This window comes from Finegoldia sp. BIOML-A1 (assembly GCF_009678325.1).
GTDB classification, from domain to species: Bacteria; Bacillota; Clostridia; order Tissierellales; family Peptoniphilaceae; genus Finegoldia; species Finegoldia magna.
In genome coordinates this window covers 1-18,138 of the sequence record NZ_WKZF01000010.1, presented here as the reverse complement: position 1 = coordinate 18,138, position 18,138 = coordinate 1, and the positions used below count along the sequence as shown (strand labels likewise).

The following is an 18,138-nucleotide window of genomic DNA, read 5'->3' as shown; positions in this document are numbered from 1 at the left end:
AAAATCACCTCTTATTATCAATCGCCATCGTAGTGTTCTTCGAAAAAATCGTACCGTCTTTCACCGTGAAAAACTCATCGAATTCTTCGTCGTGCGTGTCCAATCTTTGATTTTCGAACACTTCTTCGTAACTACAAAACTTCCTGAATCCACATTTTTCGTAACATTTTATCGCTCTTTTGTTGAAATTATTCACATTTAAGAAAATCCTGTCCAGCCCGTAAACTGTAAATCCCATGTTAATCAAAGCCTTTATGGATTCTTCGCCGTATGATTTGTCCATTTCATTTGGATCCAAAACGATACCCAAAAACGCCGTTTTGGTGAACTTGTCGTATTGTTTCAGCCCCACATATCCCACCAATTTTCGGGATTTATCTCTAATCGCAAAATATTTCTGAGTTTTCATTTCTCTTTTTTGGCGATACCACATTTTTATTTCAAAATCGTCCAAATCGGACAAGTTGTAATCGATTAGTCGTTCGTCTGTGTGTTTTCCCCATTGTTTGATCTCAAATGCATCGTCCAATGTAAAATCTTCTAACGTTAACCTCTCAGTAGTTATCATTTGTCAAACGCTCCTACATCGGGCATTTGCTTGTCCAAATCCATAAACTTCGTGTGTTCCTTGTCGAACAAAGTATCCACAGTTCCCGTTGGACCATTTCTGTGTTTTGCGACGATAATTTCTGCGATGTTTGGCTTGTCAGTTTCAGGATCGTAATAATCATCACGATACAACATCAACACAACATCCGCATCTTGTTCGATCGCCCCAGATTCACGAAGGTCACTCATGACCGGTCTGTGGTTTGGTCTTTGGTCAGGCGCACGTGACAACTGACTCAACGCTAGAATCGGACAATTTAATTCCTTCGCCAATCCTTTGAGTCCTCTTGAAATCGTGGAAATTTCTTGTTGTCTGTTCTCACTTCTGGAGTTTGTCGTCATAAGTTGCAAATAATCTATAATCACCAAATCCAATTCGCCACGCGCTTTTAATTTTCTGCATTTGGAACGAAGCTCATTCAATGAAATCGACGAAGTATCATCGACATGCATATTTGTTTCTGCTAATAATTGTGCTGCTTGTCCCAAATTTGTCCACTCAGTAACTCTACCAGACACAAGTTCTGACAAGTTAATGTTGCTAAGTGCGGACAATAATCTTTGAGTCAATTGCATCTTGCTCATTTCAAGAGAAAAAATCGCGACGTGGTGTTTGACACTCGCCTTGTATGCAATGTTAAGTGCAAGTGATGTTTTACCCATCGCAGGACGCGCTGCAAGTAAAATCAAATCCGAGTTTTGTAACCCCGAAAGTTGTCTATCCAAGTCAATCAACCCAGTAGTAACGCCAGTTAATTGTCCTTGGCTCATACTCATTTCGCCGATCTTTGCAAGAGTTGGTTCCAACATTTCTTGAATTTTAACCAAATCTTGGTGGTTTCTGTTCTGACTGATTTTGAAAATATTGCTTTCAGCGTATTCTAAAACTTCGCCAACGGAATTGTTGGCAATGGACATATCAATCACATCTTGTGACACGCGCATCAAATTTCTGATAATCGCCTTGCTTTTGATAATATCTGCATAGTATTTTACATTCACAGCACTTCCTACAGCTTCTGAAATGCTTATAAGTTCATCAATCCCGCCGATAATTTCGTACATATTATTGGATTTTAATTTGTCTTCCAATGTAATATAATCCACAGGCTTTTTCTCGTCAATTACTTGCAAAATCGCCTTGTAGATTTCTTGGTATTTCGTAGAATAAAAATCCACTGGCTCCACAATTTCTGCCGCATCATCCACAGCTCTCTCGTCGATTATCATCGCACCGATTACACTTCTCTCAGCTTCCAAATCGCACGGCATAATATTTTGTTGATTTTCCATTACCTCACCGCCTTTCTGTCGTGTATTCTAAAATTATTCTTTGTCTACAATTACTTCCAAGTTAGCGTTAATATCTGGGTATACCTTAACTATAACGTTAAATGTTCCCAAAGATTTGATGTTGTCTTTCATTTCAATTTTTTTCTTATCAACATCCAAACCGTGTTGCTCCTTCAATGCTTTTTCGATATCCATTGAAGTGATTGAACCGAAAAGTCTGTCGCCTTCACCTGTTTTGGCGATAATCTTAACTTTTGTGTTTTCGATTTTTTCTTTTAATTCATTAGCGTTTTTGATGTTTTCTCTTTCAATCGCTCTTAGTTCTGCTTGTTTTTCTTCCCAAATTTTGATGTTTTCTTTTGTCGCTTGTACTGCTAATTTATTTGGTAGTAGAAAATTTCTCGCAAAACCAGTCTTTGCATTAACCATTTCTCCAGCTTTTCCAAGTTTTTCTACATCACTAGTCAATATAACTTTCATCCGTATCCTCCTTGATATATTCATCAATTGCTTGTTTTATCTTTTCTTCTGCTTCATCCATGCTGCATTCTAATTGCGCACCTGCACTTGTAAGGTGACCTCCGCCCCCGACTTTTTCCAAAATCAATTGTACGGAGATTTTGCCCAAACTTCTCGCACTAACATGGATTTTATCCTTTATCTTCGCCAACACAAACGAAGCTTCCACTCCCAAAATGTTGAGCAAATCATCTGCTGATTGTGCCGCAACCAAAATGGATTCGTCCACTTCTTCTTCCAATCTTCCGATGGCGATATTATCTTTATACATTTTCGATGAAGCGATAACATCTGATTTTAGCTTGATAGTTCTCTCATCGTCCTTGAAAAGTTTCTTAACCTTGACACTATCTGCACCTTGTCTTTTCAAGATAGACGCCGCTTCAAAAGTTCTAACGCCTGTTTGATAGAAGAAATTCTTCGTATCCACAGTTATTCCTGCAAGTAATGCCTCTGCAACAATTTTTGGAATCTCTAGCTTTTCTGTCATATAGAATAACACTTCTGTCACCATTTCAGATGCACTAGATGCGTAAGGTTCCAAATAAGTCAACGACGTTTCTTTAATATAATCGGAACTTCTTCTATGGTGATCGATGACCACGATATTTTTCGCAATATCCATAATTTCTTGGCATTCAACAGAGTTTCTTCTGTGATTATCGCAAATAATCACCAAACTATTGCTGTTGCAATTTTCCTTAGCAAATGCATTCTTCACAAAATATTTCTTGTAATCCGGTTTTTCTTCAAGAACTGAATTATAAATATTTTCGATTTGAGGGCCAACCTCATTCAAAATAATGTAGCATTCCTTGTTGTTAATCCTGCACGCTTCCAACATTCCCAAACTAGATCCAATAGAGTCCATGTCTGGATTTCTGTGTCCCATAATAAACACATTGGAGCTTTGTACTATAAGTTGCTTCAATGCGTGTGACACAACTCTTGCCTTAACCTTGTTACGTTTTTCAACGGCCTTGTTCTTGCCACCGAAATATTTTAATTCACCTGTGTCAACCACTGCTTGGTCACCACCACGGCCTAATGCAACATCCAAACAAGATCTGGATTTCTCGTGAATTTCATAAGGATTATCTCCAATAATTGATGCTCCAATACTCAAAGTAACAGGAACATTATTAGTGTTTTGAATTTCCTTAATCATATCTAACACAGAGAATTTTTGTTGCATAATATTTTCAAGCTCGTGCTTTTCGACAATCATTGAGAACTTATCCGATTCGTATTTTCTGATATACGCATTGTGTTCTCTCGCAAAATCTTGCAAAATATTTTCAACATCTGAGAACACTCTTGTTCTTTCTTCTTCCTTAATGCTGTTACGTGCTTCGTCGTAATTATCTATGAAAATATCGACAAGTCCCAGTCTTTTTTCATCCAAAAGCGTCACAACATCCATGAAAGCAGTGTTGTCGATTCCATAAAGCAAAGTCAAATCCTTGTCTTCACTATCTTTTATAGTAACAGGATAAAATCTGTAATATTTACCATCAACTTGAGTTTCATAATAATCCAAGTTATCTTCATCGTCTTTTACAGTCTTCAAATCCAGAATTTTTTCGACTTCATTGTTGAAAATCTCAATCTCATCATCAGCCAAATTCTTAAAATAAGTGTTAAACCAACTAATTTTATTCTTATCATTGAGAATCAAAAGTGGAAAAGGAACCTTGAATACAGCATTTTTTGTAATATCTGTAAACTCATTATTAAGATTAATAATCTTCTCCTCAACCTTTTTATTCTTATTATTGATGTATGTGTATTGATCCACAATCATAAAAGCCGAAGCAATAAAGGCCAAAGTTCCTATGATATTTTGAAAATAAAACAAAATCGCAGAAAGTATCACCAACAAAACTGCTTGTACAATCAAATGTTTCAGCGAATATTTAAGCTCTTTCATTGTTTTCCTTCTTTCTCAAATCTTTAAAGCTATTCAAAGCCCCTAAGAATGCCAAAATATAAATAAATGGTTGAATTGTAACAGAAACCAGCACAGTCAACACCTTAAAAGGAGTCGATAATGATTTCAAATACGAAAACATCAAAGCAATTCCTCCCAATAAGTACGAACTAATTCCGAAAACCGACAAATTATACAACAAATAATTTCCCAAATCCTTATTCACAAAATAAACAATTCCCGAAATCAACACCAAGCCAACAATTGTGATTGTGAATTTCGTATCTATTCTGAAATCGTGAAACTGATGTTCCTTAGATTTTTGTGGAATATACACATTCAACACACTTGTATAAAAAGCGATAAGTCCCAAAATTGCATACACAGCTCTTACAATAAGCTTAGATGATTGTTCAAACATAATTTTAACAGACTTCATCATTTCCTCGTCCATCTTCACAGAACTCAAAACCTTCATGAAATCATTCAACTTTACGTTAATCACATCTGCAATCGACATATCTGCATTTAGTTTCAAAAGCAAATTCGTCAACAAAACAAAAACACAAATTCCAACGAAACTAATCGTTATAGCCTGTGTGTCAGAAAATCCAGAACTTAGCAAATTCAAAATCGAATAAAATACCAAAATTATGTACAATCCGACAGGAATAGCAATCAAAGGAGTCGACACAACCAAACTCAACACAAAAAATATCCCGAAAGATATCAGAGCCAATCTGTTATCTTTTTCCAATCCTAACTTAATAAAATAAGAAGGCAACACAATAAATCCAAATGGAAATAAAAATAAGCTCACAACATAAACCATCAGAGCTTTTAATGAAATTTTCATTAAAGATTTATAATCAATCGTATTAATAATCCCACCTCCGTTATCATATTATTATATCATAAATCTTGAAGAAATTTATGAGCTGCAACTCTCATAAATCACGAAACTATCCTAATCTTAGCAGAAATAGAACATTTCTGACCGCTTTTCAAAGCAAACTTTGAACCAACTGAATCCCTGTTCAAATTAGACACATAATAAGAACAATTTCCGTCCACAAAATCACTTGCAGATTCTAATTTGTATCCAGAAATCTCACTTACAATATTTTGACTTTCCAAATTATTTTTCCAATCAATCACAACTGCTGGATTCATCTTAATTGTGTGGTCGGAATTGTTAATCACATTCACATTAACACTCACACTGTCATTTGTGAATTGATACACAACAAAACTTTCAATCCCCTCACTGACACATCTTAGAACGCACATATCCTCAGATTTGCTCACAACATCGTATTCTTCATCTACGAAAAGCCCATCAGTCGGATAACGAAAAGTCTTGTCCACACCATAATTTGGAATACAGATTTTCAAATCATCAATCGCATCCGCACCATTTATCCTGAAATATTCGATACCAGCACCAACACTGTTGATGCAAATTTCCATATTTTTAATCGCATAAAAAATTCTCATTTAATCACTTCCTTACATATATATACCCAAATGAGATTAGTTTGCAAAGAAAAAAGACTTCCAATTAACGGAAGTCAATTATCACCGATATATTTATAGATTACTTTGTTTATTCAGATATTCAGAGCTACTATTGTATATCCTTATACTGCCATTTTCTACAGACCAAATTTCATCAAATTTATCTATAATTCTAAATGGATGATGTGATATCACTATATTTGTCAATCCATTATCTAATATATCATTTATGATACATTTTCTTGATTGTTCATCCAAGGATGAATCAGGTTCATCATATATCATTAATTGTTTATTTGCTTTTAAACTTCTGAGATATATCAATTTTTGTTTTTCACCATCCGATAAATCATTAGCATTTTTCTTTAAAAAGTCATCTTTTAAATTAAATAGTTTTATGTATGACTCATCAATTTTAAAATGCCCATATAATCCTAAATTATTTTTAACTGTATCATCAAATATCTGATTATCTTTAGATATATATATTATTTCTGACAAATGGTAACTGTCTCCACTAATTATTTCTCCTTCATAGTTATCTATAATTCCAGATATAATCTTAGCTAATGTACTTTTTCCTGATCCATTAGTTCCTAAAAGCAAATAATTTTTACCCCTATCTATCTTTAAATTCACTTTATCTAATATGTTTTTATCTTCGCTAGAAAATGATATATTTTGTAGTTTTATTGGAAATATATCTTTTTTTGTATTTGATTTTGCATTATTACCATTATTCAACAAAGCGTTATAACGCTCTATAATAGGCTTAGATGAATTTATTTCATTTATTGCCGAAATAATATTAGTTAAGGGAAAAGTTACATTCGCCATAAGTTGAGCTACTGCTATCAACATCCCAATACTTATAGTTTTTTCAAAAACTAAATACCCTCCTAGTATATATATAATTAATGTTACAATTAAATTCAAGAATGATATAACTCCATTAGCTATGCCTATCTTACTTTCTAAACGTTTTTTTGATTCCGTAGAATTATCAACTACAAATTTAAAATTAGTCAATATTTTATCCATGATATTAAAAGATTTTATTAAATAAAACAAATCTATATAATTTTTGCTAATAGACATGTATTTTTCATAGTTTTTAATTCTATATTCACTTTCTGTATTTATCCATTTTTTTAAGATCATTGGCGCAATACATAAAACTAGTCCTATTATTAATACAAGGGGTAAAAATAATACATTAAAATAGATTATCGTTATTGTAGAAATTACCAGCAATATTAAGTCACTAATGATTTCTAATCTTATTTTAATGTATGATTCTTCTAATATGTCTAATTGATTTGTTAAAAAACTAAAAAATTCAGATTTATCATCTTCTTTAACCTCTATAGTATCAGTATTGTAAAAATATTTTAATGCGTTAAATCTAATCGTCTTCATATATCCTGATGAAATACTATTTTTTAGCACTATAGATATCAACAATACAAATATTAACAGCACAACTAAAGTAGTTGTTTTAATAATATTATGTTTAAATACATCATAATTTCCTATCGTTATTGAATCTGTAATATTTTTTATTGAGATAGCAAATCCAGAATTTAATAAGGAATAAATAATCTGGAATATAATCAGAATTATTATTTTTCCTTTACCTTTATATAATTTCATAGTTACTTTTCTCTAATTCTATCAAGCACTAATTTATGACCAACATATGATAATACAAGAAATATAACAAATGACAGTGAAAAGTTTGAATTTTTCGAAACTGTTATATATTCTGTTTGTAATGTTTGTGCTTTTAATACTATGTCATTAATTATTGTGCCATCTCGTAATATTATAAAAAGGAATACATAAAATATAAAGTTCATAGAAAAATAGAGTACATTTATCTTAGCCTTATCTTTTTGATTAATGTTATAGCCCTTATTTAGAAAATAACACATTATAACACTAAGTAAAACCGGACTTATCACAATAAGCATAAAACTTATTACTTCTAACTTTTCTTTTAACAGTGATAGAGCAATTATCATTGTAACATTTACAAATAAAGATCCAATCAGATTTTTCCTAATAATCTTTGACATTAAATACCTCCTATCATATTGTTCGCAAAATGTATTAGAATTGGCAATTCAATTTTTTGAGTCCTGTAATATATTAGACCCATAATAATGGCAAAAGGAAATCTATTAGTTAGATTTTCATATACAGGTCGATTTTGATGTGTTATAAATGCAAATATTAGGCTTGAGACTAAAACACAAATAATTTGAGAAAACTTACTTTTTTTTAACTCATTAATAAGCATACCCCTAGCCCATAATTCTTCAGATATTGATACCACTAATGTTTGCAATGCAAAAAATATAATCGAGTAATCCCATTTTCCTAAACTATATATGACAGCGGTTATCAGTATTATTAATAAAGAAAAAATACATATTGTTTTAGAAGTAAAATTTCTAATTCCGATGTTCTTCAAGTTTATTTCTTCTCCTGATTTTACCAAAAATAAGTATGGTAGTATTACAAAAGATAATGGTAATATTAGAAAAGTTTGTACAACGCCATACTTATCTAACTGCAAATCTAAAGCTATAAAAACTAAGCTAATTGCAAACACTAAAATTTGTGGTAAAATACTCAAAAATATAAAACGACTTAAATCAAGTTTTTTAATTTTTTCAAGCATTTATATGTCACTCCTTGTGAATTTTCTACTTCCGATAAATGAAAAAATAATAACCAGACCCCAGTTTATAATCATAAACTTAATAAAATCTAAAAATCTCCCAGAATCTATTAGACTTTCAAGATAGTATATTGGCGAAATGATTTTAACACCAGGAAACTCTTTAAAATATAACAATATTATCCAAACTACAATAAATATCCCTATGGAAACATAAGATTTAAAATACATACTCATACTTTGAACCATGCTTATCACGAAAATATATGATGAATAAATAGCGATAATTGCTAATAACTCGTTAGCCCAATTTGTTCCTATTAGTCTACCATCAGATATATCTAATCTTGAAACAAAAATATAGTAGCAAATTATTGAAAATAGAATGAACAGAATTGTCACTATCGCCCAATAAATAATTTGTTCATATAGTTTTGCATTATAAATCTTCTTTCTATTATTTATTCTTGTTAACATAATTGAAGTACTACCGTTGTCTATCTCTCCTCTCAATATGTTAGAACTATTTATAGCTATAATCAAATAAAACACAAACACCATATAAACGAAAACATACATACTATTTGCAAAAGCTAACCCATTCACTGCTTCATTGCTATTGTAAGTTATAACACTTGAGTTGTTATAAACACCAATAGAATAAAGTAGTGGAATTAAAAACATAAAAAGAAGAATAAAGTTTTCTTTTCTTTTTAACTGTTTAATTAATTCAAATTTTATTATTTTTAGCATCTGTTCTCACCTCTAACATTTTTTCTAACGGATTTATTATTCTTTCTATTTTTGTAATTTCAGTCAATTTAGCTATATATTCAAGTTTTTTATTTAAATTTTGGTTTGATATTTTTACAGTAAAATCATCTAGAATCTCTACATAGTTTTCATCCAAATCAATTGTACTTTTAACCTTAATCAATACTGAACTCTTAATGTCTAAATCCCCATCATATATTTTTTCTCCTCCTCTTATTACTATAAGTCTATTGCAAAGTGATTTAACTTCATCTAAATTATGGTCTGAAAAAATAACAGCTAAATTTTTGTTTTTAACCATTTTTTTTATGTATTCCTTAACCATTGATCTTCCATTAATATCAAGTCCAACAAATGGCTCATCTAAAAGCATTATAGATTTTGTATTCAAAATCGCTTGTGCAAAACCAAGTCTTTGTTTCATTCCGAAGGAAAATTCCTTTATCTTTTTCCCTTCTACATTATTAAGACCAACTACATTCAAAACATTTCTTATCTTTTCGTCTATTTCATTTTTATCTTTCTCTTCGCCTAGAAATAATATTGAACTTAAATTCTCATAAGTATTCATATAATCATAGAATCCTGGATTAACTGAAATTCCAAAATTTTTTCTATATGAAGAGTCTATTTCCATCTTATTCTCTTTATAAAAGAGTTCTCCAGAATCTGGTAGTGTATTTCCTGATATCATATTTAATAAAGTAGTCTTACCCGCTCCATTAACTCCAATTAGACCAACAATATCTCCACTATTTAATTCCATTGAAAAATTAAATAAACCTTTTTTATCCCCATAATTTTTAGTAAGAGAATCTATCTTTAATAAACACATTCCTAACCCCTCTAGTTAAATTATATTTTCGAATATATTTTTAAAATATCTATAATTTAATGCACAATATGCGTCTTTTTCTTGCAAACTATCATACTTAAGAAAACTTCTTCCTCTACATCCACCACCACACAGATATTTGTACTCACACTCTTTACATTTATTGATTTCGCTAACTTCAATTCCTAAGAACATATTGTTTGGACTTTTTAATAATTCTTTAATATCTTCTGTCTCTAAAGCATTTCCCAATTTGAATCTGCTATAATGCAACATATGACATGGATAAATATCTCCTTTTGAATCTATGCTTATAAGTTTCTTACCAGCTTCACAGCTTTTTCTACAGTTAATGCCAAAAGACCCTATTGGTGTATCCGATATTTTAGTATTTACATTTAAATCCATAAGTATCTTTTCTATTTTTATTAAATCATCATCCTCTAGAATATAATCTTTATACACTTCATCTCCAAATTCATTTGTAAAAATACTGAAAGAATAACTTACTCCTAATCCTTCTGCAAGTTCATTGTATTTCCCCATGTCTTTATAGTTTTTCTTATGTAAAGTTACTATCAAATTAATATTTGGTGTTAATTCTTTTATTCTCTTTATATTTGAGAGAACTAAAGGCATTATCCCCTTATCTCTAATATATTGAACTTGTTCATTATATCCATCAATAGAAATATTAAACTCATCTATATAGTCTATCGCTGAAGCATACCTATCAATATCTAAAGTTCCATTTGTTATGGTACACAGTTTCTCTATTCTTAGTTCTTCTTTTATATATCTACAAATCTTGCCCATGTCATCCCTTAAAAATGGTTCTCCCCCAGATATTACAATCCCTTTAACCCCTGATTCCTTTAATTTTTTTAGAATATTGCAGATTTCTTCATAGGACAACTCCTTCTTGTTATTCCTATTTTCGACATAAGAATAACATCCGATACAATGTAGATTGCATCTATCATTAACATGTAAGTAAGCAGAGTCCACTCGAAAATAGTCCTCATCATAATAACCTAATTCTATTAATGCTCTTTCTAATTCTAATGCTTTATCTTTATTATATGGAGAACCTTTTTCTAAGTAATTTAGTGCATCCTCTTCAAGCCCTATAACCGCACCATTATTGAAGTTACCAATAATATTAATTCCATTAACATTAAATATTTTTATATTTTTATTCATATTTCCCCCCATAAATAAATTAAACTGGTTGCTACAAATAATAAATCGAACTCAATAATCACGAATTAACTATAAAGTTAGAAATCACTCTATGATCTCTACGTCTCAAATCATAAATGAAGATTAACCTTGTACCTTAATATTTAATACCTGATAATCGAAACGATTTATTATCTATATAGCAACCATTAAGTAATTTTTTGCAATTATTATTCAATGTTAAATAATTGCTTAGTTATAATGTTTACCAATTCTTTCCATAGCTTATACATACACCAAAAGGACCAACGCTAATACAACCTGGTGCTAAAGCTTTTTTGCTTCTAAATAGCATTTAATTCACCTCCTTGTCTTTTATATTTACATAATATCAGGTAATTATTTCTCTTATATAACAACAACCTTACATAAAATTAAATCTGCTTTACTCTAACATAAATATCTTAAATAAAAATATAGAGCTAGCAACCTGATAAGCCCCTCCTTTATTGAATCCTCAGTAAGGAAGAGACATATCCTAGATGGTTACTAGCTCTCGTCTTTAAGCGTTTTATTTAATTATAATTATACGATGTTAGCTCAATTGTAAAGTATTTAGTATAACTTTTTGAATTCTGTTGAGTTAAGTATATTCTTCCATGATGTAAATCGACAATCTTCTTTGTAATAGCTAACCCTAAGCCTTTGTTTTTATTCGCACTGTTTCTAGAACTATCATCGGTTACAAATGGATCAAATATACTTTGAGCTATGTTTTCGTTTATTTTATATCCTGTATCTCCAATTATCACTAATATTTTATTACTACAACACTTTATTTCAAAGTATGCTTTTATACCCTCAGAATTATGATCCACTAAATTCTGCATTAGATTTTTTATAGCTCTATTAAATATATTCTTATCAATTTCTACAAATAATTGTTCTTCTGGGATTTCTATTTCTATCTCTATATTATGTTGTTCAAAAACGGGTAGAAAATCTATAATTAATTGTCTCATATATTCACAAACATCTATGATTTCAAGATTTAATTTATACTTATAGTCTTCATACTCAATTATTTCTGACATCTGATTTAATAATGAATCAATAATAATTGCATTTTTATTTATAGCTGTTAAGTATTTATTTAAGTCATTTTCTGATATTTTCTTGCTAATAAGCGCTTCGGAAAACCCCTTGATCACTGTTATAGGAGTTTTTAAATCATGCCTTATGTCTATAAATAATTGCATTCTTCTAGCTTTATTTTCTATCCTTTCATTTTTCAGTTCTCTTAAAGATTCAACCGTTGAATTAAATGTATCTCTAATATAAGAAAATTCAATGATTTTTATTCTATTTTTCGAATCTTCAATAAAAGAATATTTCTCTTCTTTTAGTTTTGAAAATCCACATTCTAATTCTTCTAATGGTTTATGCAATCTATCGAATAGTAATCTTGAAAACAAAAATAATACAATAAAAGTTCCTAATATAAAAATCAAAATTCTTATTACAAAAAATAAAATAAAAAGATTAAGATTTTGTTTTTGAGGGGTAAGTAAAATTTGATTCTTAATATATTTAGAAGGTACTACCACAACTCCGTATTTATTATCGGCTAGACTTTTAACAGATCCAAAATACTTTTTCCCATTGTATTCATAAATACCTTTGTTTAAGTTTATAATATCTTTAAAATTATAATTATTTGGAGTTGCATCATTAGAGGTATAATCTAAACTTAAGTCTTCGTTAATAATAAAAATCCATCCATCTATACCTATTATTCTATTAAGATTCTCTTTGTCTACTCTATTATTATCAAAAATATAGTCTGCTGAATATTGATTTGCTACTTTTGAAAACATATTACTTCCTATTGAATCCAAGGTAATTGAAGAAATAATGTAGTATACATATACAATCGACACTATTATTATTAAGTTTAAAAATAAAAACCTATTAAACTTAATTTCTCTTCTAAACTTAATCATCGAATTTATACCCCAATCCTCGAATTGTTACAATATAGTTTTCTCCATCTGAATTTTTTCCTATTTTTTCTCGAATACGACTTATATAAACTGACACAACATTTTCATCATAATAGTCATTTTCCCAAACTCTTTCCATTATTATATTTTTCGTGAAAACTATATTTTTATTTATCATAAAAAACTCGAGTAATTTAAATTCTTGACCCGTTAAATCTATCTTTTTTCCATTTTTAAAAACTTCACAAGAGTCCCTATTTAATTCTAAATTGTCACAAGTAATTATTTTATTATCTTTTTCTGAAAAACTTAGTCTCCTTAACAAAGCATTAACTCGAGCAAAAAGCTCCATCGGATTAAATGGTTTTACAATATAATCGTCAGCACCTTTATCGAGTCCTAAAATAATTTCAAAATCTAAGTTTTTAGAAGACAATATTATAACTGGAATATTACTTTTTTCTCGTATTTTTTCTAAAACTTCATAACCATCTGCTATCGGTAACATTAAATCTAATACTATGATATCAAATATTTCTTTTGAAAATTCTTTTAATCCTTCCTTACCATCCTTAGCCTCTTTTATATAAAAATTATCTGGTTTATACAATTTAATTAAATCAATTATTTCTTCGTTATCTTCAACAATAAGTAATTTTATATTATTTTTCATAAACTCTCCTAAGTAATATATTTACTATGACTCATATAGAAACAAAAATACTTAACAAATTGATACAATATCTCCAAAATCAACATTAAATGCTTTGCAAACCTTATACAATGTTTCCATACTTACAAATTCTCCTTTACCCATTTTTGCTATTGTTGCTGGTGCAATATTAGCTATTTCTTGTAAGTCTGTTTTTTTCATATTATTATCTATAAGTATTTTCCATAAACCATTATAATTAACTCTCATAAATACTCCTCTATGTTCATATATCTATATATATTCTTCATTGATTATAACATATTATTCAGATTTTTTGAAATCTCATATTGACTCATACTCCATCAAAATTCTGCAATCATATAATTTGATAATTATAATTTATCTCCCTTTTGAAAAAACTTACACAATAAAAAATGCCCCGTCTATGACGAAGCATTCTATATTATCTTAAAGCTCTTCTGAAACCAGCAGCACGAGCTTCTTTTTCTGTTCTAAAATATCTTATATGACTTGGTTTAATCTTGTTGTAGTCTCTTTGTCCAGGAAGATGATAAATCATCGAATTCATATTTCCTTTAATTCTTCCTTCTCCAACAGGACCATATCCATCTTGGTAGATGTAGTTAGGTTTGGTTGGTTTGGAAGCTTCTTTTTTGGCTTGTTCTTGCTTTTTAAGTTCTAATTCCCTTTGCTTTCTAGCTTGTTCTTCCCTAGCTTTTCTTTCATTTTCAAGTCTTTTCATCTCATTTACTTCTTCAGCAGTAGGATTAGAAAATATATTGCTAGCTACAGACTTTTCTCCACCAATAATAGTTACAGAATTCATATTTTCTAGATAACTCTTAGTTAATTGTGTCAAATTTTCATTGTCAGTCAAAATAATAGGCGCCTTGTAATTTTTCGCAACGCTTACCGCAGACAAACTATCTGCAAAAACTTTTGAATTTGCCAATATAGCATTTTCATTATTTTCAAATGAACGTCTTGCTATAGCCAATGCTGTTTGATATCTGTCATTTCCTGCTATTCTTTCCCCAGTAAAACCGTTCAACGGAAGTTGGTTAACTCCACCAATTGCGATTTCTTGTAAATCGGATTTCGGATAAGAATTACCATCACTAAGAACCATCAACGCCTTGTGATCTGCCATGAAACTAGTAGCGCTAAGAGCGTCAGGGAAGTTTTTGCCGCTTGCTATCAATAAGTATTCTGCATCGACAAACTCTTTGGTTTTTTCCATAACCTTCACTGAAGTTTCGTATCTATCGTTTCCCTTAAGTCTTTCAATGTTAATATCATTTACAACAGATTTTACGGATTCTTCAATATTTGAACTCAACGCCGTTTCTCCGCCAACAATGTAGATATTTTTTGGTTTTAGCTTAGCAATTTCATCGCTAGTTCTACTGTCCAATTGATCTTTTGACAAAATAAGTGGCGCATTTAACGCCGCAGCAAGTTGACCAGCTGATAAAGCATCAGCAAAGTTAAACCCACTAGCAAGTACAACATTGTCCGATTCACTGAACATTTCTTTTGAGATTTCAATAGAAGTTGCAATCCTATCTTCTCCTGCAATTCTCGACACATTTTCAACATTCGCGCTAGACACACCAGCTGGAATCATAAAAGAAATAACCAATGCGGCTAGTGTAAGTTTTTTCAAATTTTTAATAAACATTTTCTCCTCCATTAATTTAATATACTACTATGATACCATAATAACTAATAAATTTATAAAAAATTTTATTATCAAATACTACCTAATTAGCATATTTCCCACGAACATAACTATTGGAAATGCTAATACTAACAAAAAATTCAAAATAGCCCTCACTACACTTTTTTCAATCAAAGAAAAAACAATTCCAATTATTCCTAAAATCGGGCAAATATATACCGTCACTAATCCAATAGGTCTCAGATTCCCTAAGAAATCGAACTGAAAATCCTTCAATATAAAACTAACCACAAGACACACCACGCCAATGATAAGTGTCCACAAGCTTTTGTTCTTCGTTTTGTTCATAAACTCCCTCCTATATTTAATATCATTATATCCTATTTGAGAATTATTTGATATATTATTTCATCAAAAAAGAGTGTAGAACAATCTACACCCTTGTGTGTTTGAATTATATTTTTATGAAATTATTTCAACGCTTATGGCAACTCCGTTTTCCACAGTAATTACCAAACCAAGTCCAGTGTTCTTGCATAACTTATAGTAATTCAAAAACTCTGCTCTGTTAAAATAACTTGGCCTTGCAAGTCCACTCACTGCTCTGAACACTGTTTTGTCTGTGATCTTGAAAGTATGATTTTTGCTGTGACCGATGTTTTTCCCAGAAGAAGGAGAATTAGGATCATTATTATATGAAACATATCCAGAAACCACCAAGTAATCTCCATTTATACCTACATTGTATGCTTGACTAGACTCCTTAGCTTGTGATGATGATAGCTTTGAACTTATTAAACTTGAATAATATTGACCAGTTTTTGTGTGCAAATTCTTATCTTCTTTTTTAACAACAGGTTTTTTTCTAGTCATTATATCCTTAACAACAGTCTTTTCTCCACCAACTATAAACACATTCTTGCCATTCAAATACTTCTTAGCATTTTCTGTCAAGTTATCTGATTGTGTAAGTATGATTGGCGCGCTGTGTTTTTTAGTTAAGCTTACTGCTGACAAGCTGTCTGCGGATACTTGTCCACTTGCAAGGATTGCGTTGTTGTTCTTGTCAAATGAAAGCTTTGCGATTTCTAGTGCTGTTTCGTATCTGTCTTTTCCGGAAACTCTTCTTCCTGTGAAGCCTTTTAGTGGTAGTTGGTTAACTCCACCGATTGCGATTTCTTGTAGATTTGATTGTGGATAAGTTACTCCATCACTTAAAACCATTACTGATTTGTGATTGACAAAGAAAGATGTCGCTGCTAGTGCATCTGGGAAGTTCTTTCCACTTGCTATCAACAAATATTCTGGGTTGATGATTTCTTTTGTTTTTTCCATTACTTTTTGGGATGTAGAGTATCTGTCTTGTCCTTCGAGTCTTGTTACATTTATGTTTGATGATTGTAAGTTTTTGTCAACTCCAGTTTTGCTGATCGCATTGTCTCCACCTACTACGTAGACTTTTTTTGCTTTCAAACGTTCGATTTCGTTTTTTGTTTGTGAGTCAAGTTTATTTTGTGATGATAATAAAAGTGGTGCGTTAAGTGCTGATGCAAGTTGACCTGCTGATAATGCATCTGCGAAGTTGAATCCACTTGCAAGTACGACATTTTCTGATGTAGTATATGCTGATTTGGATATTTCTACAGATGTTGTGATTCTATCCTTGCCTGAAATTCTTGTAACTTGTTGTGATTTTTCTTGTTGTTGTGTATTTTGTTTGTCAGCATTGACAACTCCAATTGGTAGTACCATGGAAAGCGCAAGCGTAGATGCCAAGACTTTTTTCAATAATTTCGTGTTCATTTTTACCTCAAATTAGTTGTTCTTGTATGCTTCTAATACTTTTTTGTAGCCTTCTTCTTCCAATGCTTCTTCAACATATTTTCTGATTTCTATTGTTGGATATACATTTCTTTTGATAGATTTCATTTTCTTCAACACATCTTCAACGATAATGTTCACATCAGAAGTATTCATCTTTGCTTCTGCAGAATCGGATGTTTGGGCTATTGAATGGAAGATTTTTTCCTTATCAAAGCTTTCAACGCTGCCAAGTTTTTTAAGCACCCATTCTCCTTCTTCTCCGAACATTTCATCAAGTACATTGATTTTTGCATCTTCAATCATATTTGCAACTTTATTTGGGTCTATATCGTTATCCTTAAAATAGTCAAATAATATTTTTGTTAAATCGTTCATAAAATCCTCCTTTAAAAAATGAGAGCATCCATTAAAAACGGATGCTCAGCTTGTCAAATTAATCTAGTTAAATATTATTCTATAATTTTAGAAACAACGCCTGCTCCTACTGTTCTTCCGCCTTCTCTGATGGCAAATCTTAATCCTTCTTCGATTGCGATTGGAGTGATTAATTCGATTATGAATTTTGCGTTATCTCCTGGCATTACCATTTCTACGCCTTCTTCTAATGC

At 30.7% G+C, this 18,138-nt stretch carries 19 protein-coding genes and 1 pseudogene; all 20 read right to left on the bottom strand.

All coding sequences use genetic code 11. From position 1 onward, the window contains the following. Nucleotides 1-4: 4 nt before the first annotated feature. Nucleotides 5-568, bottom strand: coding sequence for a GNAT family N-acetyltransferase (locus tag GKG00_RS07740; RefSeq protein WP_154254956.1), 564 nt, complete (start codon nt 566-568; stop codon nt 5-7). Next, nucleotides 565-1,902, bottom strand: coding sequence for a replicative DNA helicase (dnaB, locus tag GKG00_RS07735; RefSeq protein ID WP_094203188.1), 1,338 nt, complete (start codon nt 1,900-1,902; stop codon nt 565-567). The genes GKG00_RS07740 and dnaB overlap by 4 nt, the downstream gene beginning before the upstream one ends. A gap of 33 nt (nt 1,903-1,935) precedes the next feature. Then, nucleotides 1,936-2,382, bottom strand: coding sequence for a 50S ribosomal protein L9 (rplI, locus tag GKG00_RS07730; RefSeq protein WP_094205050.1), 447 nt, complete (start codon nt 2,380-2,382; stop codon nt 1,936-1,938). Then, nucleotides 2,363-4,351, bottom strand: coding sequence for a DHH family phosphoesterase (locus GKG00_RS07725; RefSeq protein WP_154254955.1), 1,989 nt, complete (start codon nt 4,349-4,351; stop codon nt 2,363-2,365). The genes rplI and GKG00_RS07725 overlap by 20 nt, the downstream gene beginning before the upstream one ends. Further along, on the bottom strand, nt 4,338-5,207 hold the full coding sequence (locus GKG00_RS07720) for a DUF2232 domain-containing protein (RefSeq protein WP_154254954.1): 870 nt from the start codon (nt 5,205-5,207) through the stop codon (nt 4,338-4,340). The genes GKG00_RS07725 and GKG00_RS07720 overlap by 14 nt, the downstream gene beginning before the upstream one ends. Nucleotides 5,208-5,305: 98 nt before the next feature. Next, nucleotides 5,306-5,848, bottom strand: a complete 543-nt coding sequence (locus GKG00_RS07715; protein WP_154254953.1) for a hypothetical protein — start codon at nt 5,846-5,848, stop codon at nt 5,306-5,308. Between the two features lie 93 nt (nt 5,849-5,941). Further along, complete coding sequence (locus GKG00_RS07710; protein WP_094207947.1) at nt 5,942-7,522, bottom strand: ABC transporter ATP-binding protein; 1,581 nt, start codon at nt 7,520-7,522, stop codon at nt 5,942-5,944. A 2-nt stretch (nt 7,523-7,524) separates the two neighbouring features. Continuing rightward, entirely contained in the window at nt 7,525-7,947 is a 423-nt protein-coding gene (locus GKG00_RS07705; RefSeq protein WP_094207946.1) for a hypothetical protein, read from the bottom strand. Continuing rightward, nucleotides 7,947-8,555, bottom strand: a complete 609-nt coding sequence (locus GKG00_RS07700) for a type II CAAX endopeptidase family protein (protein WP_094207945.1) — start codon at nt 8,553-8,555, stop codon at nt 7,947-7,949. Before GKG00_RS07700 ends, GKG00_RS07705 begins: the two co-directional genes overlap by 1 nt. Next, complete coding sequence (locus tag GKG00_RS07695; RefSeq protein ID WP_094207944.1) at nt 8,556-9,308, bottom strand: hypothetical protein; 753 nt, start codon at nt 9,306-9,308, stop codon at nt 8,556-8,558. Next, on the bottom strand, nt 9,286-10,164 hold the full coding sequence (locus GKG00_RS07690; protein ID WP_094207943.1) for an ABC transporter ATP-binding protein: 879 nt from the start codon (nt 10,162-10,164) through the stop codon (nt 9,286-9,288). The genes GKG00_RS07695 and GKG00_RS07690 overlap by 23 nt, the downstream gene beginning before the upstream one ends. 15 nt (nt 10,165-10,179) lie before the next feature. Further along, nucleotides 10,180-11,367: a radical SAM protein gene (locus GKG00_RS07685; protein WP_172976424.1), complete on the bottom strand. Its 1,188-nt coding sequence runs from the start codon at nt 11,365-11,367 to the stop codon at nt 10,180-10,182. 554 nt (nt 11,368-11,921) lie between these two features. Beyond that, the gene (locus tag GKG00_RS07680; protein WP_158521242.1) at nt 11,922-13,223 is read right to left on the bottom strand and encodes a HAMP domain-containing sensor histidine kinase; all 1,302 of its coding nucleotides are present in this window, start codon (nt 13,221-13,223) and stop codon (nt 11,922-11,924) included. 118 nt (nt 13,224-13,341) lie between these two features. Further along, on the bottom strand, nt 13,342-14,022 hold the full coding sequence (locus GKG00_RS07675) for a response regulator transcription factor (protein WP_094207940.1): 681 nt from the start codon (nt 14,020-14,022) through the stop codon (nt 13,342-13,344). Nucleotides 14,023-14,073: 51 nt separating this feature from the next. Then, nucleotides 14,074-14,271 carry a helix-turn-helix transcriptional regulator gene (locus GKG00_RS07670; protein WP_094207939.1) on the bottom strand — a complete coding sequence of 66 codons (198 nt, stop codon included), beginning with the start codon at nt 14,269-14,271 and terminating at the stop codon, nt 14,074-14,076. Nucleotides 14,272-14,467: 196 nt separating this feature from the next. Further along, the gene (locus tag GKG00_RS07665; protein WP_154254951.1) at nt 14,468-15,706 is read right to left on the bottom strand and encodes a cell wall-binding repeat-containing protein; all 1,239 of its coding nucleotides are present in this window, start codon (nt 15,704-15,706) and stop codon (nt 14,468-14,470) included. A gap of 78 nt (nt 15,707-15,784) precedes the next feature. Next, a complete protein-coding gene (locus GKG00_RS07660; RefSeq protein ID WP_094207937.1) occupies nt 15,785-16,054 on the bottom strand; it encodes a hypothetical protein in 270 nt (89 codons plus the stop codon). A 114-nt stretch (nt 16,055-16,168) separates the two neighbouring features. Then, nucleotides 16,169-17,509, bottom strand: coding sequence for a cell wall-binding repeat-containing protein (locus GKG00_RS07655; protein WP_154254950.1), 1,341 nt, complete (start codon nt 17,507-17,509; stop codon nt 16,169-16,171). Nucleotides 17,510-17,521: 12 nt separating this feature from the next. Further along, nucleotides 17,522-17,905 (bottom strand): ATP cone domain-containing protein, encoded by a 384-nt coding sequence (locus tag GKG00_RS07650; RefSeq protein WP_094223012.1) that lies wholly within the window; start codon nt 17,903-17,905, stop codon nt 17,522-17,524. A 74-nt stretch (nt 17,906-17,979) separates the two neighbouring features. Further along, nucleotides 17,980-18,138 (bottom strand): annotated as a pseudogene (gene tuf / locus GKG00_RS07645) (elongation factor Tu); the annotation flags it as partial.